The 19,733-nt window shown below is 70.6% G+C and carries 17 protein-coding genes and 1 pseudogene; 10 read left to right on the forward strand and 8 right to left on the reverse strand.

Features of this window, described 5'->3' with window-relative positions; all coding sequences use genetic code 11:
• The first annotated feature begins 122 nt into the window (after positions 1-122).
• On the forward strand, positions 123-2,021 hold the full coding sequence (locus RKD05_RS00595) for an anthranilate synthase family protein (RefSeq protein ID WP_424707386.1): 1,899 nt from the start codon (positions 123-125) through the stop codon (positions 2,019-2,021).
• A gap of 85 nt (positions 2,022-2,106) precedes the next feature.
• On the opposite strand, the gene RKD05_RS00600 is transcribed toward RKD05_RS00595, so the two are convergent.
• Complete coding sequence (locus RKD05_RS00600) at positions 2,107-3,423, reverse strand: M50 family metallopeptidase (RefSeq protein WP_424707388.1); 1,317 nt, start codon at positions 3,421-3,423, stop codon at positions 2,107-2,109.
• Positions 3,424-3,521: 98 nt separating this feature from the next.
• On the opposite strand from RKD05_RS00600, the gene RKD05_RS00605 reads away from it, so the two are divergent.
• Positions 3,522-5,180, forward strand: a complete 1,659-nt coding sequence (locus RKD05_RS00605; RefSeq protein ID WP_424707390.1) for a Mur ligase family protein — start codon at positions 3,522-3,524, stop codon at positions 5,178-5,180.
• Positions 5,181-5,354: 174 nt separating this feature from the next.
• Here the strand turns inward: RKD05_RS00605 and dxr are convergent, their stop codons facing one another.
• Complete coding sequence (dxr, locus tag RKD05_RS00610; protein ID WP_424707392.1) at positions 5,355-6,437, reverse strand: 1-deoxy-D-xylulose-5-phosphate reductoisomerase; 1,083 nt, start codon at positions 6,435-6,437, stop codon at positions 5,355-5,357.
• 9 nt (positions 6,438-6,446) lie between these two features.
• Positions 6,447-7,235: an FKBP-type peptidyl-prolyl cis-trans isomerase gene (locus tag RKD05_RS00615; RefSeq protein ID WP_424707393.1), complete on the reverse strand. Its 789-nt coding sequence runs from the start codon at positions 7,233-7,235 to the stop codon at positions 6,447-6,449.
• Between the two features lie 350 nt (positions 7,236-7,585).
• On the opposite strand from RKD05_RS00615, the gene RKD05_RS00620 reads away from it, so the two are divergent.
• The 4 genes from RKD05_RS00620 (at position 7,586) to dhaM (ending at position 10,718) form a co-directional block, all read left to right on the forward strand.
• A complete protein-coding gene (locus RKD05_RS00620) occupies positions 7,586-8,287 on the forward strand; it encodes a lysophospholipid acyltransferase family protein (protein WP_424711751.1) in 702 nt (233 codons plus the stop codon).
• 87 nt (positions 8,288-8,374) lie between these two features.
• The gene (gene dhaK, locus RKD05_RS00625; RefSeq protein ID WP_424707395.1) at positions 8,375-9,370 is read left to right on the forward strand and encodes a dihydroxyacetone kinase subunit DhaK; all 996 of its coding nucleotides are present in this window, start codon (positions 8,375-8,377) and stop codon (positions 9,368-9,370) included.
• A complete protein-coding gene (gene dhaL / locus RKD05_RS00630; RefSeq protein WP_424707396.1) occupies positions 9,367-10,002 on the forward strand; it encodes a dihydroxyacetone kinase subunit DhaL in 636 nt (211 codons plus the stop codon). Before dhaK ends, dhaL begins: the two co-directional genes overlap by 4 nt.
• On the forward strand, positions 9,999-10,718 hold the full coding sequence (dhaM, locus tag RKD05_RS00635) for a dihydroxyacetone kinase phosphoryl donor subunit DhaM (protein ID WP_424707397.1): 720 nt from the start codon (positions 9,999-10,001) through the stop codon (positions 10,716-10,718). The genes dhaL and dhaM overlap by 4 nt, the downstream gene beginning before the upstream one ends.
• A 15-nt stretch (positions 10,719-10,733) precedes the next feature.
• Here the strand turns inward: dhaM and RKD05_RS00640 are convergent, their stop codons facing one another.
• Positions 10,734-11,171, reverse strand: coding sequence for a sugar-binding domain-containing protein (locus tag RKD05_RS00640; protein WP_424707399.1), 438 nt, complete (start codon positions 11,169-11,171; stop codon positions 10,734-10,736).
• A 133-nt stretch (positions 11,172-11,304) separates the two neighbouring features.
• Positions 11,305-11,700, reverse strand: a pseudogene (locus tag RKD05_RS00645) (sugar-binding domain-containing protein); the annotation flags it as partial.
• Between the two features lie 110 nt (positions 11,701-11,810).
• On the opposite strand from RKD05_RS00645, the gene RKD05_RS00650 reads away from it, so the two are divergent.
• From RKD05_RS00650 to glpK, 3 genes are all read left to right on the forward strand, one after another.
• Positions 11,811-13,529, forward strand: coding sequence for a glycerol-3-phosphate dehydrogenase/oxidase (locus RKD05_RS00650; RefSeq protein ID WP_424707401.1), 1,719 nt, complete (start codon positions 11,811-11,813; stop codon positions 13,527-13,529).
• Between the two features lie 119 nt (positions 13,530-13,648).
• On the forward strand, positions 13,649-14,407 hold the full coding sequence (locus RKD05_RS00655; protein WP_022878081.1) for an MIP/aquaporin family protein: 759 nt from the start codon (positions 13,649-13,651) through the stop codon (positions 14,405-14,407).
• Between the two features lie 86 nt (positions 14,408-14,493).
• Positions 14,494-16,005: a glycerol kinase GlpK gene (gene glpK, locus RKD05_RS00660; RefSeq protein ID WP_424707402.1), complete on the forward strand. Its 1,512-nt coding sequence runs from the start codon at positions 14,494-14,496 to the stop codon at positions 16,003-16,005.
• Positions 16,006-16,092: 87 nt separating this feature from the next.
• On the opposite strand, the gene RKD05_RS00665 is transcribed toward glpK, so the two are convergent.
• Together RKD05_RS00665 and RKD05_RS00670 are read right to left on the reverse strand one after the other, a co-directional pair.
• Positions 16,093-16,572 (reverse strand): hypothetical protein, encoded by a 480-nt coding sequence (locus RKD05_RS00665; RefSeq protein ID WP_424707404.1) that lies wholly within the window; start codon positions 16,570-16,572, stop codon positions 16,093-16,095.
• Positions 16,573-16,598: 26 nt separating this feature from the next.
• Complete coding sequence (locus RKD05_RS00670) at positions 16,599-17,069, reverse strand: OsmC family protein (RefSeq protein ID WP_063258027.1); 471 nt, start codon at positions 17,067-17,069, stop codon at positions 16,599-16,601.
• 81 nt (positions 17,070-17,150) lie between these two features.
• On the opposite strand from RKD05_RS00670, the gene RKD05_RS00675 reads away from it, so the two are divergent.
• Positions 17,151-18,134, forward strand: a complete 984-nt coding sequence (locus RKD05_RS00675) for an asparaginase (protein WP_063258028.1) — start codon at positions 17,151-17,153, stop codon at positions 18,132-18,134.
• 47 nt (positions 18,135-18,181) lie between these two features.
• On the opposite strand, the gene RKD05_RS00680 is transcribed toward RKD05_RS00675, so the two are convergent.
• The gene (locus tag RKD05_RS00680; protein ID WP_063258029.1) at positions 18,182-19,702 is read right to left on the reverse strand and encodes an APC family permease; all 1,521 of its coding nucleotides are present in this window, start codon (positions 19,700-19,702) and stop codon (positions 18,182-18,184) included.
• Positions 19,703-19,733 lie beyond the last annotated feature (31 nt).

Raw genomic sequence — 19,733 nt, forward strand, 5'->3', positions numbered from 1 at the left:
CTGGTGGCCCACCGTCTAGGCGGTGAGCACGCGTGCGACAGACCGCCCTCCCTCGGGATCGGGGCGGTCTTCGTGTTTCCGGCGGCCGCTCCGGACCCTCGATCACTGACGGAAGTATTTCGATGACCGGGCCCGACCCCTCCTCCTTGATCCACGACCTCCTCGCGAGCGACGCGCCCTTCGCGCTGATCGCCCGCGACGACGCGACGGTCGAGGTGCTCACCGGCACCGTCGTCGACGTCGAGCTGCTGGCCGACATCCCGCTCGTCGACGCCGACGGCGCACCGCGCGAGGTGCTGGCACTGGTCCCCTTCCGACAGGTCCGCGAGCGCGGGTTCGTCTGCCACGACGACGGCGCGCCGCTCCGCTGCCTCGTGATCGAGGAACGGATGCCACTCCCCCGCGCCGAGGTCATGGCATCCCTCCCCTCGTCCCCCGTCGCCCTGCAGGACGCCGGATTCGACATCGACGACGAGGCCTACGCCGACATCGTGCGCCGGGTGATCGCGGACGAGATCGGCCGGGGCGAGGGCGCGAACTTCGTCATCCGCCGCGACTTCGTCGCCGGGGTGGACGCCGACCCGCGCGTGGCCGCGCTGACGTGGTTCCGCGCGCTCCTCGAGCACGAGAAGGGCGCCTACTGGACGTTCGCGGTCGTGACGCCCGGTCACGTCGCGGTGGGCGCGAGCCCGGAAGCGCACGTGAGCGCCCGCGACGGCATCGTGACGATGAACCCGATCTCGGGCACTTTCCGGCACCCGCAGGGCGGCGCCACGGCGGAGACCCTCGCGGAATTCCTCCGGTCGACCAAGGAGACCGAGGAGCTCTTCATGGTCGTCGACGAGGAGCTCAAGATGATGAGCGCCGTCTGCAGCGACGGCGGCCGCATCACGGGTCCGCACCTCAAGGAGATGTCGCGCCTGACGCACACCGAGTACATGCTGCGCGGTCGGAGCACGCTCGACCCGCGCGACATCCTGCGCGAGACGATGTTCGCGCCCACCGTGACCGGCTCCCCCATGCAGAACGCGTGCACGGTGATCGCCCGCCACGAGACGACCCCGCGCGGGTACTACTCCGGCGTCGCCGCCCTGTTCACGCCGAACGGGGCGACCGAGGGCCCCACGCACGACCTCGACGCCCCGATCCTCATCCGCACCGCCTACCTCGTCGACGGCCGCCTGCGCGTGCCGGTCGGGGCGACGCTGGTGCGTCACTCCGACCCGTACGGCGAGGTCGGGGAGACGCACGGCAAGGCCGCCGGGGTTCTCGGCGCGATCGGCGCGATCCCCCGCGACGTGCCGGCTCTCCCGGCCGACGCGGACCCCGACGCCCCGGTGGCCGAGCGCCGCCCGCTCGCCGAGGATCCCGCGATCGCCGACCTGCTGGCCTCCCGCAACGAGCGACTGGCGCCGTTCTGGATGAACCCGCAGGATCCCGACGGCACCGGCCCGTTCGCGGGCCGCACGGCCCTCGTCGTGGATGCCGAGGACCGCTTCACCACGATGCTCGCGCACCAGTTGCGCCACCTGGGCCTGGATGCCCGGATCGTGCACTGGTCCGAGGCGACCGACGCCGACGTGGACGCCGCCGACCTCGTCGTCGCGGGTCCCGGACCCGGCGATCCGCGCGACGACGCCAGCCCCCGTATCGCCGCGATGCGCGGGGTCGTCGCCCGCCGCCGCGACGCGAAGGCCCCGCTGCTCGCCGTGTGCCTGAGCCACCAGATCCTCGCCGATCAGGTGGGCCTCGACCTGGCGCCTCTCGCGCAGCCGCATCAGGGCCTGCAGAAGAGCGTCGACGTGTTCGGCGAGCCCGCGTCCATCGGGTTCTACAACACCTTCACCGCGCGACTCCCCGAGACGCGGCCCGACGGCGTCGAGATCGCGGCGGACGCCGACACCGGCGACGTGTACGCCCTCCGCGGCGAGCGCTTCTCGAGCGTGCAGGGGCACCTCGAGTCGATCCTGTCGCGCGACGGCATGCGCACCCTCGAGCGTCTGATCGCCGCCGCACTCTGATCGGCTGGTGCACAACTCCTGCTGATCCGGTTGCGCCCGGCCCGAAGCCGTGCGGAACGAGGCCCGCGCAGGAGTTGTGCCGCCGCTACAGCAGCTGGATCGGGTTGAACACGTCGGCGAGGAACAGGATGCCACCCATCCCGACGAGCAGGATGACCACGACGAACGTCACGGGCACGAGCTTGGTGGCATCCACCGGCCGGGCGACCCGGCCGCGGACGCGCGCGAACCAGCGCTTGAGGCCGTCCCACAGGGCGACCACGACGTGCCCGCCGTCCAGCGGCAGGAGCGGGATGAGGTTGAAGACGAACAGGGCGATGTTCAGCGACGCGAGAAGCGCGATGATCGCCTGCACCCGCGAGAGGATCGGGGCGTCGACCGCGGCGAACTCGCCCGCGAGGCGCCCGGCGCCCACGACGCTGAGCGGCCCGTTGGGGTCGCGCGGCTGACCGGTGAACAGGTCCACCGCCGTGTTGTAGACGCGCACGGGCAGCTGGGACATGATCTGCGCGACCTGCCCGACCTGCTGGACCGTGGCCGCAGGTCCCGCCCAGATGGGCTGGGGCACGAGCGCCGACTGCGGGCTGAGGCCCGCGAAGCCGACGGTCTGGTACTCGGGCGAGCCCGCGGCATTCAGGACGGGGCGTCCGGTGGCATCGGTCACGGCCCGGTTCGACGTCGCCGGCGTGACGGTCACGGTCTGCTGAGCGCCGTCACGCTCGATGACGACGGGCAGCGCCTGGCCGGGCGAGCGCTGAATGATCGCGGCCATGTCGTCGAACGTCGACACCGGGGTGCCGTCGACCGACAGGATGACGTCACCGGGAAGGATGCCGGCGGCCGCCGCCGGGGCGACCGGGTCGGCCGAGGTGCAATCCGTGCGGTTGTCGCTCGCGGGGATGACGCACTGGGATACCGAGGCGATGGTGGTGGTGCCCGTCGTGACGCCGATCGCGCTCACGGCGATCGCCGACAGCACGAGGGCGAGGATCAGGTTCATCACCGGCCCGCCGAGCATGATGATGATCCGCTTCCAGACGGGAAGTTTGTAGAAGACGCGGTCGGTGCCCGCGATCATCGTCTCGGCGTTGGCATCCCGCGCGTCCTGGATCATCGTCGCGAACAGCCGCGAGCGGCGCGTCGGCTGGGCGTCGCCCTCGGGGGCGGGCGGGTACATGCCCGACATCGAGATGAATCCGCCGAGCGGCAGGAGCTTGAAGCCGTACTCGGTCTCACCGATCCGGCGCGACCACAGCGTCGGGCCGAAGCCGATCATGTACTGCCCGACGCGCACGCCGAACAGCTTCGCGGGCAGGAGGTGCCCGATCTCGTGCAGGGCGATCGAGACGGCCAGGCCGATCACGAGCACGAGCACGCCGATGAGGAAGGCGATCGCGGTCACCCGCCGACGATACCGCCGCCGTCCTTGGAACCTCCCGTGCGGCGCCGATGCAACGCCGATGCGGGGCCCGTGCAGGGTCGGATGAGACAATGACGGGGATGCCGATCGACACGCCTTCCCACCTCCCGCCCGTCCTCCGGCCGGAGCACCCGCCGCGCCGCGATCTCTCGGAGCTGGCCCGCCGTTTCGGCGTGCGCAGCATCGGTGACGTCGAGGGCACCGTCCTGACCGGCATCACCCTCGCGACCGCGGATCTCCGCGCCGGCGAGGCGTTCGTCGCGATCCGCGGCGTCAACCGCCACGGCGCGGAGTTCGCCACCACCGCCGCCGAGCGCGGCGCCGTCGCGGTCATCACCGACGAGGCGGGTGCCGAGATCGCTGCGCCGGCCGGACTCCCCATCGTCGTGGTCGCCGACCCGCGCGCGCTCCTGGGCGACCTGTCGGCGTGGGTGTACGGCACCGGCCCTGACGACGACCTGCCGCAACTGCTGGCCACGACCGGCACGAACGGCAAGACGAGCGTGTCTCACCTGCTCGAAGGCATCCTGGGGCAGCTCGGGGTCGTCACGGGCCTGTCGTCCACGGCCGAGCGCCACATCGCGGGCGAGGTCATCGTGTCGCGGCTCACGACGCCCGAGGCATCCGAGTTCCACGCGCTGCTCGCCCTCATGCGCGAACGCGGCGTCGAGGCGGTCGCCGTCGAGGTGAGCGCGCAGGCGCTCACGCGCCACCGGGTCGACGGGCTGCTCTTCGACGTCGCGGGGTTCACGAACCTCACGCACGACCACCTCGACGACTATGCCGATATGCGCGAGTACTTCGAGGCGAAGCTCCCGCTGTTCCGCGCCGACCGCTCGCGTCGCGGCGTCGTGTGCCTCGACTCCCCGGCCGGCGCCGAGATCGCGGCGCGCGCCGACATCCCGGTGGTCACGATCATCACGCCCGCGATCGCCGCGGATCCGACCGCCGAGGCGGACTGGACCGTCGAGATCGTCGACGAGCGGCAGGACGGCACCGAGTTCACGCTGCGCGACCGCGACGGACGAGCACTGACGACCGTGGTTCCGGTCATCGGACGCCACATGGCCGCGAACGCCGGTCTCGCGATCGTCATGCTGCTCGAGGCCGGCCACACGTGGGAGGCGCTGACCGCCGCCCTCGACGGCGGCCGCATCGCGGCATCCCTCCCCGGCCGCACGCAGTTGGTCTCGGGCCCGGAAGGTCCCGCGGTGTACGTCGACTTCGGCCACTCCCCCGACGCGTTCGAGAAGACGCTCGCCGCCGTGCGGCGCGTCACCCCCGGCCGCGTCGTGATGCTCTTCGGCGCCGACGGCGACCGCGACGCGACGAAGCGCCACGACATGGGCCGCACCGCCGTCGAGGGCAGCGACATCCTCATCGTCACCGACCACCACCCCCGGCACGAGGATCCGGATGCCATCCGCGCGGTGCTCGTCGAGGGCGCGCGCCGCACGCGACCCGACGCCGAGATCCACGAGTTCACCCCGCCCGAGCGCGCGATCCTCGAGGCCGTGAAGCTCGTCGGCGACGGTGACGCGATCCTGTGGGCCGGCCCCGGACACCAGGACTATCGCGACATCCGCGGGGTGCGCACGCCGTATTCGGCCCGCGAGCTCTCGCGTCGCGCCCTGCGCGCCGCCGGCTGGCCCGTACCCGACCCGCAGTGGCCGGTCCCCTACCCCGCCGACGCGACGCCCTCGTCCGACCCCGAGCGCCCCGTCGACTTCCCCGCCTGATCGCGCCTGCACCGCGCGCGATGCGCGTCTCGGTACACAACGAAGGAAATCCGAGCTTCGGGGGCCGATGGGCCGCGCCGACCGGGAGGCGGCGCGGGATTTTCCTTCGTTGTGTACCGGTACCGGTCGACACCGGTCGAGGACCGACGCCGGCAGACGCGAGCAGCCCGTCGCTCAGAGCGCGGCGATGACCGTATCGGCCGTGCGGCGCGCCCACGCCTCGGCGTCGGCGAGCGATTCGCGCGTGAGTTCGGCCGGGGCGTCGTGGCGTTCCACGACGCGTTCGATGACCTCGACGATGCCGAGGAAGCTCAACCGCCCCTCGTGGAAGGCATCCACCGCCTGCTCGTTGGCCGCGTTGAACACGGCGGGGTAGGTACCGCCGGCGCTGCCGACGCGCTTGGCGAGGGCGACGGACCCGAACGCCTCCTCGTCGAGCGGCTCGAACGTCCACTGCGTCGCGGTCGTCCAATCCAGCGGCACCCCCACGCCCGAGATGCGGTGCGGCCAGTCCAGCCCGAGGGAGATCGGCAGCCGCATGTCCGGCGGCGAGGCCTGCGCGATCGTCGAGCCGTCGAGGAACTCGACCATCGAGTGCACGATCGACTGCGGGTGGACCACGACGTCGATGCGCTCGTACGGCACGTCGAACAGCAGGTGCGCCTCGATGACCTCGAGCCCCTTGTTCACCAGCGTCGCGGAGTTCGTCGTGACGACGCGCCCCATGTCCCACGTCGGGTGCGCGAGCGCCTGGGCGGGCGTGACGTCACCGAGTTCGGCGCGGGAGCGACCCCGGAAGGGACCCCCGGATGCCGTGAGCACCAGCCGTCGCACCTCTTCGGGTTCGCCCGAGCGCAGCGCCTGCGCGATCGCGGAGTGCTCGGAATCGACCGGGACGATCTGACCGGGAGCGGCCAGCCGCGTCACGAGGTCGCCCCCGACGATCAGGGATTCCTTGTTCGCCAGCGCGAGCGACCGGCCCTCCTCGAGCGCCGCGAGGGTCGGACCGAGCCCGACCGACCCGGTGATGCCGTTGAGCACGACGTCGGCGGGGATGTCGCGCACGAGCCGTTCGGCCTCGGCGGCGCCGAGCGCCACGTCGTCGACGTGGAACTCCGCCGCCTGCGCCTCGACGCCCGCGCGGTCGGTACCGGCCGCGAGGCCGACGACCTCGAACCGGTCGGGGTTGGCGCGGATGACGTCGAGCGCCTGCGTGCCGATCGAACCGGTGGAACCGAGGATGACGACGCGACGCATCGGATCAGACTACTGACCGGACGCGTCCGCGTGCTGGACTCCGAGGATGTCGACCACGAACACGAGCGGCGCGTTGGCCGGGATGCTCCCCTGGCCCTTGTCGCCGTAGCCGTCCGAGGCCGGCATGACCACGAGGACCTGCGAACCGACGGTCTGCCCCTCGAGCGCCTTCTTGAAGCCGGGGACGACACCGGTGGTGGCGAACTCGGCCGGCTGACCGCGCTGCCAGCTGGAGTCGAACACGGTGCCGTCGTCGTACAGCGCGCCGGTGTACTGCACGATGACCTGGTCGCCGGGGTTCACGACGTCGCCGTCGCCCTGGCGGAGGTTGACTACGCGCGTCTCGGTGGGCGCCGGGGCGTCCGGCATCGTGATGGTGGGCGCGCCCTTGTCGTCGAAGGTCACGGTGGGCATGCCCTCGGCCGGGGCGACCTCGGTGCCGGTGGCGCGCGTCGGCAGTTCCTCGAGGGCGTCCGCCACGAGCACGAACGCCGGCGATCCCTCGCCGAGCGCACCGGCGGGGAACGCCGAGACCGTGCGCGAACCGATCGTCGCGCACTCCAGAGCCGCGCCGAAGATCTGCTGCGACGAGATGAGGGTGTCCATGCCGTTGGGCGCCGAGGTCTGGGAGTCCAGCTGGACCTGACCGGTGGCGGCATCCACCAGCGTGAAGTTGGCGCGCAGGACGTCACCGGCGCGCACCTGCTGGCCCGTGCCCTCGATGAGCGTGGTGCGCTCGAGGCCGTCGGGGGCGTAGCGCGGAGGGCAGGGTGACCTGCACCTTGCCCTTGAAGTCACCCGACACCTGCACGTCGCTGGACACCTCGCCCTGGGAGAGGGCGCTCTGGCACGCACCCGCGTCCGCCGAGCCGCTGGCGCTCGGAGTGGAGCCGTCGGTCGACGAACCGGTGCACCCCGCCAGCAGCAGGACCGCGGCAGCGGCGACGGACAGGGAAGCGATCGGGCGGAAGCGCACGGCAGACCTCTCGAAGACGATGGGAACCGTCCCATCATCCCCCATCCCCCTTTGCCGCCGCTGGGAGCCCACGAACGGCGACCCCATGCACGGGGGCGCATGCGGCGCACAGTAGCCTCGATGGGTGAGTTCCGACGAACCGGGCGGCACCCCCGCCGTCCCACCGAAGCAGATGGGCGCGGCCTACGGCCTCGGGCGTTTCTTCATCGCCCCGCTCGCCCGCGCCGTCTACCGTCCGCGCGTCGAAGGACGCGACAACGTCCCGCGGACCGGGCCGGTGATCTTCGCGAGCAACCACCTGTCGTTCATCGACTCCATCGCCATCCCCGTCGCCTCGCCCCGGCCGGTGCACTTCCTCGCGAAGTCGGCGTACTTCGAGAAGTGGGCGTCTCGCCAGTTCTTCACCGCCATCGGCGCGATCCCGGTCGAGCGCGGCGCGGGTCAAGCGGCCCTCGACGCGCTCGATCAGCAGCGCGCACTCCTCGAGGACGGCCGCGCGGTGGCCCTGTACCCCGAGGGCACGCGCTCGCTCGACGGTCGGCTCTACAAGGGCCGGACCGGCGTCGCGTTCCTCGCACTGCAGACCGGTGCCCCGGTCGTGCCCGTCGGCCTCATCGGCACCGACAAGGTCATGCCGGTCGGGGCGAAGGTGCCCACGACGAAGGAGCGCATCACAGTGCGATTCGGCACTCCCCTCGACCTCTCGCCGCACGGCGCCGCCTCGTCCGGACGCGCCCGCCGCGGTGCGACGGACGAGATCATGGCCGCCATCCACGCCCTCAGCGAGCAGGAACTGGCGAACGCCTACAACGAGGTTCCTGCGCAGACTCCGCTCGAGCGCATCAAGCAGGTGCTGCCGCACGAACGCATCTGAGCGGACGCCCTTGACGCGGCGCCTCCCGGCGAGCAGGGTCTGAAGAGGCGGGCCCGAACCCGCCTCAGCCACGACGAGGAGGCACCCGTGAAGAAGTTCGTCAACGACCCGGCCGACGTGCTGGCGGAAGCCCTGCGAGGGATCCACGCCGCTCATCCGGAGCTTCGGATCGACACCGAGAACCGCGTCATCCTGCGCGGTGAGCCCACGCGCGAGGGCAAGGTCGCGCTCGTCTCCGGCGGCGGTTCGGGTCACGAGCCGATGCACGGCGGCTTCGTCGGGCGCGGCATGCTGGACGCCGCGGCAGCCGGCGAGGTGTTCACCTCCCCCACCCCCGACCAGGTGCTCGCGGCGACGCAGGCCGTGGACTCCGGCGCGGGCGTGCTGCACATCGTCAAGAACTACACCGGCGACGTGCTGAATTTCGAGATGGCCGCCGAGCTCGCGGCCGCCGAGGGTGTCCGGGTCGAGTCCGTGGTGGTCGCCGACGACGTCGCGGTCCAGGACTCGACGTGGACCGCGGGCCGCCGCGGCACCGGCACCACCGTGATCCTCGAGAAGATCGTCGGTGCCCTCGCCGAGGAGGGGGCCGACCTCGACGCCGTGGCCGCGCTCGCCCGCCGGGTGTCCGAGGCCGGACGTTCGATGGGCGTCGCCCTCACGAGCTGCACGGTTCCCGCCGTCGGCCACCCGACGTTCGAGCTGCCCGAGGACGAGATGGAGGTGGGGGTCGGCATCCACGGAGAACCGGGCCGCACCCGCGTCAAGCTCGCCTCCGCGCACGAGATCGCGAAGCTCATGGTCGACCCGATCGTGCACGACTTCGGCGAGCCCGTCGGACCCGCGATCGTGCTGCTGTCGGGACTCGGCGGCACGCCGCTCATCGAGCAGTACCTGCTCTACGGCGAGATCGCGCCGCTCCTGGCGGAGGCGGGCGTCGATGTGCAGCGCGTGCTGATCGGCGACTACATCACGAGCCTCGACATGGCGGGCGCCTCGCTCACCGTGGTCAAGGCGGATGAGGAGTTCCTGCGCCTGTGGGACGCGCCGGTCGTCACCCCCGGACTCCGGTGGGGCGCATGAGCGACGCCGTCACGACCGACGATCTCGTCGCCTGGATCCGCGCGTTCCGGGATGCCGTGCAGGCGCACCGCGATGAGCTCACCGCTCTGGACTCGGCGATCGGCGACGCCGATCACGGCTCGAACATGGCCCGCGGCCTCGACGCGGTCGTCGCCAAGCTCGAGACGCCGCCCGCATCTCCGGCCGAGCTCTTCAAGACGGTCGGTATGACCCTCGTCTCGTCGGTGGGCGGTGCGAGCGGTCCGCTGTACGGGACGTTCTTCCTGCGCATCGGCCCCGCTCTCACCGACCCCGCGGATGCCGCCGCGCTCGGCGCCGCCCTCCGGGCCGGGACCGAGGGCGTGGTGGCCCGCGGCAAGGCCGAGCCGGGCGACAAGACGATGGTCGACGCGCAACTCCCCGCCCTCGCGGCGTGGGAGGACGCCGTCGCCTCGGGCGCGGATGCCGCGGGCGCCGCAGCGGCGGCCGCCCGAGCCGCCGAGCAGGGTCGGGATGCCACCGAGCCGCTCGTCGCACGGAAGGGGCGCGCGAGCTACCTCGGCGAGCGCAGCGCCGGGCACATCGATCCGGGGGCGGCCTCGTCGGCGCTCCTCTTCCGCACGCTGAGCGACACCTTGGCGGCCCGCGGGTGATTGGCATCGTCGCGGTCTCGCACAGCCGCCCGCTCGCCGAGGCCGCGGTCGACCTGGCGCTGCGGATGGGCGGAGACGATCCGCCCACCGTCCGCGTCGCCGCCGGCGGCCCGGACGGCGACCTCGGAACGGATGCCACGGCGATCGCGGCAGCGCTCGACGAGGCCGATTCCGGGGACGGCGTCCTGGTCCTGATGGACCTCGGGTCGGCGCTGTTGAGCGCCGAGATGGCTCTCGAGTTCGCCGCGACGCCAGACCGCGTCGTCCTGAGCCCCGCACCGTTCGTCGAGGGTCTCGTCAGCGCCGTCGTCACGGCGGCGGGCGGCGCAACGCTCGCGCAGGTCGCCGCCGAGGTCGCGGGGGCGGCCGAGGCGAAGCGACGTCAGCTCGGCGACGCCTCCGAGGACGTACCTGCCCCGGCGCCGACGCTTCCGTCCGGCGAGCTCTCGTTCGAGACGACGGTGATCAACCCCTCGGGCCTGCACGCCCGCCCGGCAGCGACGTTCGTCAAGGCGGCTTCGCGCTTCGACGCGGACGTGCAGATCGCGGAGGTGGGAGGCGAGACGCCCCCGGTGTCGGCGCGGAGCCTGCTGGCCCTCATGGCCCTCGGCATCCGCCAGGGCACCAAGGTCCGGGTGACGGCGTCCGGCCCGCAGGCTCAGGACGCGCTGAACGAACTCCGCGGGCTGATCGACGAGGGGTTCGGCGAAGTGTGACGCGGCGTCGTCTGTTCAGCGGGTGACGCTGAGCAGACGACGCGCGAGCGCCTCCTCGACCACGAGCTCGGTGACGAGGCCGGCGGCCAGGGCACCGCGGAGAGCGGTGAGCTTCGACAGGCTCGACACGACGCAGAATCGGCGCGGGATCCGCCGCACGGTGTCCAGGTCCGGTCCGCTCGAACGCGCGTTGAGTTCGGGGATGTCCCACGATCCGTCGACGCGGTAGAACACCGTCGCGCAGTCGCCGACGACGCCCTCCCGCTCGATGATCGCGCGATCGCGCTCGTCGAAGTAGTCGCCGCTGTACACGTGCGAGGGCACGTCGGCGTGCGGCGACCCGAGGCCGAAGACGAACAGCCCGACCCGCTGCTGGATCTCCAGCACCGACCGCACCGATCGTTCCCGCCACATCGCCTGCTTCGTGCGGGGATCGTCGAAGAGGGCGGGCACCGGGAATTGGTGCACCGACGAGGACCCACGCCGCCCCGAGTTTCGACAGGATCTCACCCGCGTACGGGATGCCGGAGGTCCGGAGGTTCGCCGCTCCGTTCATCTGCACGATGTGGGTGTCGTGCACGTCCTTCGAGGGCACGTGCCGTGCGATGGCGGAGAGGGTCGACCCCCACGCGATGCCGATCGTCATCGACGACTCGATGCGCTCGGCGAGGATGCGCGCCGCGGTCAGGGCGGTGCGCTCGAGCCGCTCGGCCTCGGACGTCCGGGCCGGCGTCGGCACGACGTGCGCGGTGATTCCGAACCGGTCGGCGATGCGCTGGGCCATCTGGCCGCGCGCGTCATCGGGCGGGCTGATCGAGATGGTGACGAGCCCGACGTCGCGCGCGTGCTGGAGCAGCCGCGACACGGAGGACCGCGAGACGCGCATCTCGTGGGCGATGGCATCCATCGTCAGGTCCTGCATGTAGTAGAGCTGCGCGGCACGCAACGCGTCCCGGGAGCGCTCCTCGGTCTGGGTCGTCATGACCGCCCTTTCGTCGAATGCTCATTCTGCACGTTTGTTCAAGGGGCTTGCAACAACGTGCAGTGGCGCGCATCCTTTCAGGCGTACTCCAACGAAAGGTCGCAGTCGACATGTCGTCCCCCTCTTCTCCGCTCCGCGCCGACGTCCAGGCGCTCCGTGACGCCGAAGACCTCGACGTCCTCATCATCGGAGGGGGCATCAACGGCATCGCCACCCTCCGCGACCTCGCCCTCCAGGGCGTGAAGGTCGCGCTCGTCGAGCGCGGCGACTTCGTCTCCGGCGCGTCGTCGGCCTCGAGCCACATGGTGCACGGTGGCATCCGCTACCTCGAGAACGGCGAGTTCCGCCTCGTGAAGGAGGCGGTCACCGAGCGCAACGACCTGCTCAAGACCGCGCCCCACTACGTCAAGCCGCTCGAGACGACGATCCCGATCTACAAGACGTTCTCCGGCATCCTGTCCGCTCCGTTCCGGCTGCTGGTCACGCACGGTCGCGGCAAGCCCAACGAGCGCGGCGCGCTGCTGATCAAGGTCGGCCTGATCATGTACGACACCTTCTCGCGCGATGGCGGCACGGTCCCCCGACACAAGTTCCTCGGCAAGAAGAAGTCGCTCGCCGATCTCCCCCGCCTGAACCCCGACCTCGCCTACACGGCCACCTACTTCGACGCCTCCATGCACGATCCGGAGCGCATCGCGCTCGACGTGCTGCATGACGGCATCGTCGCGGGCGGCGGCCGAACGCAGGCCGTGAACTACGTCTCGGCCGTCGGCGCCGACGAGAACGGCGTCCGCGTTCGCGACGAGGTCTCCGGCGAGGAGTTCTCGGTCAAGGCCAAGGTCATCCTGAACACCTCGGGTCCCTGGACCGACCTCACGAACGGCGCGCTGGGCCTCCAGACGCAGTTCATGGGCGGCACGAAGGGCTCGCACATCGTGCTGGACAACCCGGAGCTGCTCGCCGCCACCGGCGGACGCGAGATCTTCTTCGAGCACTCCGACGGTCGCATCGTCCTCATCTACCCCCTGAAGGACCGCGTCCTGGTGGGCACCACCGACATCGACGCCGACCCGTCGACCCCGGTCGTCTGCACCGACGACGAGATCGAGTACTTCTTCGACCTCATCGGCCACGTCTTCCCCACCGTCGCCGTGGACCGCTCGCAGATCGTCTACACGTTCTCGGGCATCCGTCCGCTCCCCCGCCACGACGACACCGCTCCCGGCTTCGTCTCGCGCGACTACCGCATCGTCGACGACCAGATCGGTGGAATCCCGGCCATGAGCCTCGTCGGCGGGAAGTGGACCACGTTCCGCGCGCTGGCCGAGCACCTGAGCATGAAGACGCTGCAGAAGCTGCGCCGCCCGCACCGCGTGAGCACGCAGGGCCTGCCCATCGGCGGCGGCAAGGGCTTCCCCGCGTCGCGCGAGGAGCGGCGCCGCTGGGTCGCCGCCCGCACGAATGCTCACTCGGCCGAACTCGTGGATGCCATGCTCGAGCGTTACGGCACGCGTGCCGACGCGATCCTCGCCGTCCTCCCCGCCGAGCCCACCGCACTCGAGAACGTGCCGGGCTACTACCGCGAAGAGCTGGTCTGGATCGCCGAGAACGAGCAGGTCGTCCACCTGATCGACGTGCTGCTGCGCCGCACGCACCTCGCGTTCGTCGGCGGAATGACCGAGCGCACGCTGCGCGAGGTCGCGGAAGCCGTCGCGGGTCCGCTCGGCTGGGACGCCGCTCGGGTCGACGAGGAGATCGCCGCCGCGACGGAGTCGCTGCGCACCGCTCACCGGGTCGATCTGGCCGAGGCCGGGGTCGCCCGAATCTGAGAGAACGTGCGGGCGCGCCTTCTGTTGCGCGCCCGCACGGCGGTCATACATTCGGGATACCGAGCCGCATTACGTCCGAGCCGATGGCGGCCGGGTAAAACAGAAAGGTCGATGACGACATGCAAGATGTGAATCTGGGGCTGTACTTCCTCTCCGAGGTGGTCGGCACCGCCATGCTGATCCTGTTGGGTTGCGGTGTGGTCGCCAACGTGGCGCTGGCCAAGACCAAGGGCAATGCCGGCGGATTCCTGCTGGTGAACTGGGGGTGGGGTCTCGCCGTCTTCGCCGGTGTGATCGTGTCCGCCTACTCCGGTGCACAGCTCAACCCCGCCGTCTCCATCGGACTCCTCGTCGCGGGCAAGATCGGCTTCGTCCAGTTCCTCGTGGCCGTCGCCGCCCAGTTGGTCGGCGCCATCGTGGGTGCCGTGCTCGCATGGGCCTCGTACAAGCAGCACTTCGACGACGAGCCCGACCCCGCCGCCAAGCTGGGCGTGTTCTCCACCGGACCCGCCATCCGCTCCTACGGGTGGAACCTCCTCACCGAGATCATCGCGACCTTCGTCCTGGTCTTCGTGATCTTCGGATTCGCCGACTACGGCGTCGCGGACATCGGCGTCCCGGGCGGCATCGGTGGCCTCGCCGCCGTTCCCGTCGCTCTGCTCGTGGTCGGTATCGGCGCCTCCCTCGGTGGCCCCACCGGCTACGCGATCAACCCCGCGCGTGACCTCGGTCCCCGCATCGCCCACGCGATCCTTCCCATCAAGGGCAAGGGCTCCAGCGACTGGGGCTACGCCTGGGTGCCGGTCGTCGGTCCCCTCGTCGGTGGTCTCCTCGCGGGACTGCTGGCCCCGGTGCTCCTGCACCTCGCCTCGAAGTGATCCTCCGCGGGGGCGTCGCGACCGGCGCCCCCGCCCCTCTTCTTCTCCTTCCCACCACCTCCACCCACTGACAAAGGAGTCCATCCATGGCCGACTACGTCCTCGCCATCGACCAGGGCACGACCTCGACGCGCGCGATGATCTTCAACAAGTCCGGCGGCGTCGTCTCCGTCGGACAGAAGGAGCACGAGCAGATCTTCCCGAAGGCCGGGTGGGTCGAGCACGACCCCCTCGAGATCTGGCGCAACACCCAGGAAGTGATCGGTCTGGCCCTCAGCCGCGCCGACATCACCCGCCACGACATCGCCGCGGTCGGCATCACCAACCAGCGCGAGACCGCGGTGGTCTGGGACAAGAACACCGGCACGCCCGTCTACAACGCCATCGTCTGGCAGGACACGCGCACGCAGTCGATCGTCGACCGCCTCGCCGACGGCGACACCGAGCGCTACAAGAGCATCGTGGGCCTGCCGCTCGCGACCTACTTCTCGGGCACCAAGATCGTCTGGATCCTCGAGAACGTCGAGGGTGCGCGCGAGAAGGCCGAAGCCGGCGACCTGTTGTTCGGCACCACCGACACCTGGGTGCTGTGGAACCTCACCGGCGGCGTCGACGGCGGTGTCCACGCGACCGACGTCACCAACGCCAGCCGCACGCTCTTCATGGACCTCGCGACGCTCGAATGGCGCGACGACATCCTCGCCGACTTCGGCGTTCCGAAGTCCATGCTCCCCGAGATCCGTTCCTCCTCCGAGGTCTACGGCCAGGTCGAGTCCTCGTCGCTCCTGCGCGAGACCCCCGTGGCCGGCATCCTGGGCGACCAGCAGGCCGCGACCTTCGGTCAGGCGGCGTTCGATCCGGGCGAGAGCAAGAACACCTACGGCACCGGTAACTTCCTCATCTTCCAGACGGGTGAGGAGATCGTCCACTCCAAGAACGGCCTCCTGACGACGCTCGGCTACAAGCTCGGCGACCAGCCTGCCCGCTACGCCCTCGAGGGCTCGATCGCGGTGACCGGTTCGCTGATCCAGTGGCTGCGCGACCAGCTGGGCATCATCTCCTCCGCCCCCGAGGTCGAGGCGCTGGCCAGCTCGGTCGACGACAACGGCGGTGTCTACTTCGTGCCGGCGTTCTCGGGTCTGTTCGCTCCGTACTGGCGTCCGGACGCCCGCGGCGCGATCGTCGGTATGACGCGCTACGTCAACAAGGGCCACATCGCCCGCGCCGCGCTGGAGGCCACGGCCTTCCAGACGCGCGAGGTGCTCGACGCGGTCAACGCCGACTCCGGCGTCGACCTCACCGAGCTCAAGGTCGACGGCGGCATGACCGCCAACGACGCGCTGATGCAGTTCCAGGCCGACATCCTCGGCGTGCCCGTCGTGCGTCCGGTCGTCGCCGAGACCACCGCGCTGGGCGCCGCGTACGCGGCCGGCCTCGCGGTGGGTTTCTGGGACAACCTCGACGACCTCCGCGCCAACTGGCAGGAGGACAAGCGCTGGGAGCCCGACATGGACTCCGACGAGCGCGACCGCGAGCTGCGCCTGTGGAAGAAGGCTGTCACCAAGTCGATGGACTGGGTCGACGACGACGTGCGCTGAGCGCTCCCGTCACCACGGAACCCCGTCGGCTGCGTGCCGGCGGGGTTCCGTCGTTCCCGGGAAGTTCGGCATCCGGATGCCGCCGCCTCACCGACCCGGCTTCGGAAAGGCCGCGCGCACGGCATCCGACTGCAGATAGTCGGAGACGCCGATGAGCAGGATCGCGAACAGGATCTGCTCGGTGACGACCCAGAACGGATACAGGCCCGGGATCGCCGCCAGGACGAGAGCGACCACCGGGAAGATGCGACTGAACAGCTGCAGGCGACGGAACGCCCAATACCAGCCCGCCCGCGCACGCCAGAGGAAGTAGAACAGCGTGGTGGTGATGGCGAGCACGACGAGACATCGCATCCATACGGCGAATCCGACGTCGTCTCCGCCGAGAGTCATCACCGCGGCGACAACGACGGTCGCCACCCCGAGGAGAAAGCCGGCCGCCAGCAGGATCGTCACGGCGATGAAAGCGCGGCGGACACGGGGGTCCTCCGACGGCGGGACACGATGATCGGCCTGACGGCCGCCGGCGAGACGGTCGAGGCGTCGCAGGGCGGGTTCGAGCTGCACACGCTTACCCTACGACCGCGGCAGCGTCAGGCCGCAGTCACCACCGGCTCGTGCCGCACCGGGAAGTTCACGGAGTTCGCGATGAAGCACCATTCGCGGGCCTGCCGGTGCGCGGCGACCGCGGCCTCGATCATCGACTCCTCCGCCACCACGACACGCGGGCGCAGGAGGACGTCGGTGAACGCTCCCCCGCCCTTGCCGTCCTCGACCATGGTCCCGGTCGCCTCGTCGGTGTAGGAGACGACCGTCACGCCGGTCGTCACGCACGCGTGCAGGTAGGACAGCAGGTGGCATTCACTGAGGGCGCCGAGCAGGAGCTCTTCCGGGTTCCACTTCCCCGGATCGCCGCGGAACGGCTTGTCGGCCGACGCTTCCAGCAGTGGCTTGCCGTCGACCTCGAGAGAGACGGAGCGGTCGTAGTCGCGGTACCCGCTGGTCCCGGTCCCTCGGTCGCCGGTCCACGTCGCGTGCAAGCGGTACTGGTGCTCTCCGATCATGGTCTCCATCCTGCCCTCTCCCCGGCGCCCGGCGCGCCAGCGGGCCCGGCGGCGCGGAGACCCGGCGGATACCATGGAGGGATGCCTGACACCGCACCGGATGCCGTCGAACTCGCCGTCGTGGAACGCAGCGGATTCATCGAGTCGCGCCACCACGGCGTCGCCGTGGTCCTCTCGCCTGACGGGTCCGAGCATCTCGTTCTCGGCGACCCGGCGGCGCTGTTCCTGCCCCGATCGAGCATGAAGCCCCTGCAAGCCCTGGCATGCCTCTCCGCGGGCGCCGAGCTGACCGGCGAACGCCTCGCGATCTCCATGGCGAGCCATTCCGGCACGGACCGTCACGTCGAGGTGGCTCGCGGCATCCTGCAGTCCGTCGGGCTCACCGAAGACGACCTCGGGTGCCCGGCCGCGTGGCCGGGTGACCAGAAGACGCGCGACGAGCTCGTTCGCGATCACGGCGGGCCCTCCCCGCTTCGTATGAACTGCTCCGGCAAGCACGCCACGATGCTGCTCACGTGCGTCACGAACGGGTGGCCGACGGCGGGCTACCTCGACCCGCAGCACCCGCTCCAGGTGCACATCCGCGAGGTCATCGAGCGGCTGGTGGGTGAACGCATCACCGCCACCGCGGTCGACGGCTGCGGCGCCCCGGTCTACGCGTTGAGTCTGATCGGACTGGCCCGCGCCATTCAGCGCATCGGGACCGCGTCGGAGCGTTCGCCGTTCGCCCTTCACCGCAGCGCGGGCGCTCTCGTCCGCGCTGTGCGCGAGAACCCGTGGGTCATCGACGGACCGGGCCTGGAGGACGCCGTCGTCATCGAACGGCTCGGCGTCTTCTCGAAGAAGGGCGCGGAGGGTGTGCAGGTCATGACGGCGCCCGACGGCACCACCGTCGCGCTAAAGATGCTCGACGGCTCGAACCGTGCCGCCCACGCCGTCGCCCTGCGCCTGCTCGAGCGAGCGGGTGCACTGGAGTCCGCGGCGGTCGCGGACACCCTGGCGGCTCTCCCGCTGAGCGTTCTCGGCGGCGGCCAGCCCGTCGGCGTCATCCGCGCCGCGGTCTGAAGCCGCCTCACCGGTCCGCCCCTTTCGAGGACGGACCGGCGAGAAGCTCAGATCCCGCCGTCCACCGAGCGCGGGTACGTGATGGGTTCCTCGGGCACCAGAACCTCGGTGTCTCGGTTGAGACTCTCGCCGCGGAAGAACGCCTTGGCGGCAGGGAACAGGTACCACAGCACCATCAGGACGACGCCGAACGCCAGCGACCCGATACCCAGCACGAACGTCCCGCCCACGCCGAGCAGCTCGGTGTTGCCGTAATCGACCGCGAACATGTCGATCGCCGACTGGATGAACGCGTACGTGAGCATCAGCGCCCCGAGGAGGGGCAGGATGCCGCGGTAGATGAGGTTCCGCGCGGAGGTGAACAGGTCGCGGCGGAAGTACCAGACGCACGCGTAGCCGGTCAGGCCGTAGTAGAAGGCGATCGCGAGCCCGAGTGACGAGATGGAGTCCTGCAGGATGTTGTCGCTGATGAGCGTCATCCCGATGTAGTAGAGACTCGCGACGATACCCATCACGATGGTGGAGAATGACGGCGTCTGGAATCGCGGGTGCACCTCGGCGAACCGCTTCGGCAGCGCCTTGTAGGCGGCCATGGCGAGCGTGCCGCGCGCGGTCGGGAGGATCGTGGTCTGCGTCGACGACACGGCGGACACGATGACCGCCAGGACGAGGAGCCACCCGAACGGTCCGAAGAGCCCGTCCTTAAGCGCCAAGAACACGTCGTCGACGTTGTAGATCGCGCCCTCCTCGCCGACGCCGGCGTACATCATCGCGGCGATCGTCACCGCGACGTAGGTGCCGAGCAGGATCACGGTGGTCAGCAGCGCTGCGCGGCCGGGAATGCGCTTGGGATCCTTCGTCTCCTCGTTGAGGGCGAGACACGTGTCCCAGCCCCAGTAGATGAAGAGCGCCAGCAGCACGGCCTCCGTGAAGCCCTCCCGGTCCTGGAACCCGAAGGGGTTCAGCCACTGAAGGTCGAACGGCGTCGGGTCGGGGGCCGTGCCGTCGAAGAACTTCCAGAGGGCCAGCACGACGAACAGCGCCAGCACGAGGTACTGCAGCCCGAGGAGGATGTTCTGGATCCGCTCGCCGATCTCCACACCCCGGTAGCTGACGTAGGTCATCGCGGCGATGAAGAAGACACCCGTGGCGGTCACCAGCGGCACGTTCTCCGCGAGTGAGCCGTCGCCGATCAGCGTCCAGACATAGATGCCGGCGATCTGCGCGAGGTTCGCCAGGACGACGGTCCCCGCGACGGCCACACCCCAGCCGCCCATCCAGCCGACCCACGGGCCGAACGCCTTGGTCCCCCATGTGAACGTGGTGCCGCAGTCGGGCACCTCGTTGTTCAGCTCGCGGTAGGCGAAGGCGATCAACAGCATCGGGATGAACGCGAGGATGAAGGCGATGGGCGCGGACCCGCCGACGGCCGCGATGACGAAGCCGAGCGTCGCGACGAGTGAGTACACCGGGGCCGTGGATGCCAAGCCGATGACGGTCGAGCCCCAGAGGCCCAGGGTACCTGCGGCGAGGCCTTTGCCGGCCGTCCGTTCGGGTGCGGTGGTCATGTGCTGAACGTAGGAGCAGCGACGCTCCCCG

This window comes from Microbacterium sp. SLBN-111 (assembly GCF_049739645.1).
In the GTDB taxonomy this organism is placed as follows: Bacteria; Actinomycetota; Actinomycetes; order Actinomycetales; family Microbacteriaceae; genus Microbacterium.

Excerpts from the sequence above, each read along its gene's own strand:
- RKD05_RS00595 (WP_424707386.1), top strand. The coding sequence starts at position 123 with ATGACCGGGCCCGACCCCTCCTCCTTGATCCACGACCTCCTCGCGAGC.
- RKD05_RS00605 (WP_424707390.1), top strand. The coding sequence starts at position 3,522 with ATGCCGATCGACACGCCTTCCCACCTCCCGCCCGTCCTCCGGCCGGAG.
- dxr (WP_424707392.1), bottom strand. The coding sequence starts at position 6,437 with ATGCGTCGCGTCGTCATCCTCGGTTCCACCGGTTCGATCGGCACGCAG.
- RKD05_RS00620 (WP_424711751.1), top strand. The coding sequence starts at position 7,586 with ATGGGCGCGGCCTACGGCCTCGGGCGTTTCTTCATCGCCCCGCTCGCC.
- dhaL (WP_424707396.1), top strand. The coding sequence starts at position 9,367 with ATGAGCGACGCCGTCACGACCGACGATCTCGTCGCCTGGATCCGCGCG.
- RKD05_RS00650 (WP_424707401.1), top strand. The coding sequence starts at position 11,811 with ATGTCGTCCCCCTCTTCTCCGCTCCGCGCCGACGTCCAGGCGCTCCGT.
- RKD05_RS00655 (WP_022878081.1), top strand. The coding sequence starts at position 13,649 with ATGCAAGATGTGAATCTGGGGCTGTACTTCCTCTCCGAGGTGGTCGGC.
- glpK (WP_424707402.1), top strand. The coding sequence starts at position 14,494 with ATGGCCGACTACGTCCTCGCCATCGACCAGGGCACGACCTCGACGCGC.
- RKD05_RS00670 (WP_063258027.1), bottom strand. The coding sequence starts at position 17,069 with ATGATCGGAGAGCACCAGTACCGCTTGCACGCGACGTGGACCGGCGAC.
- RKD05_RS00675 (WP_063258028.1), top strand. The coding sequence starts at position 17,151 with ATGCCTGACACCGCACCGGATGCCGTCGAACTCGCCGTCGTGGAACGC.
- RKD05_RS00680 (WP_063258029.1), bottom strand. The coding sequence starts at position 19,702 with ATGACCACCGCACCCGAACGGACGGCCGGCAAAGGCCTCGCCGCAGGT.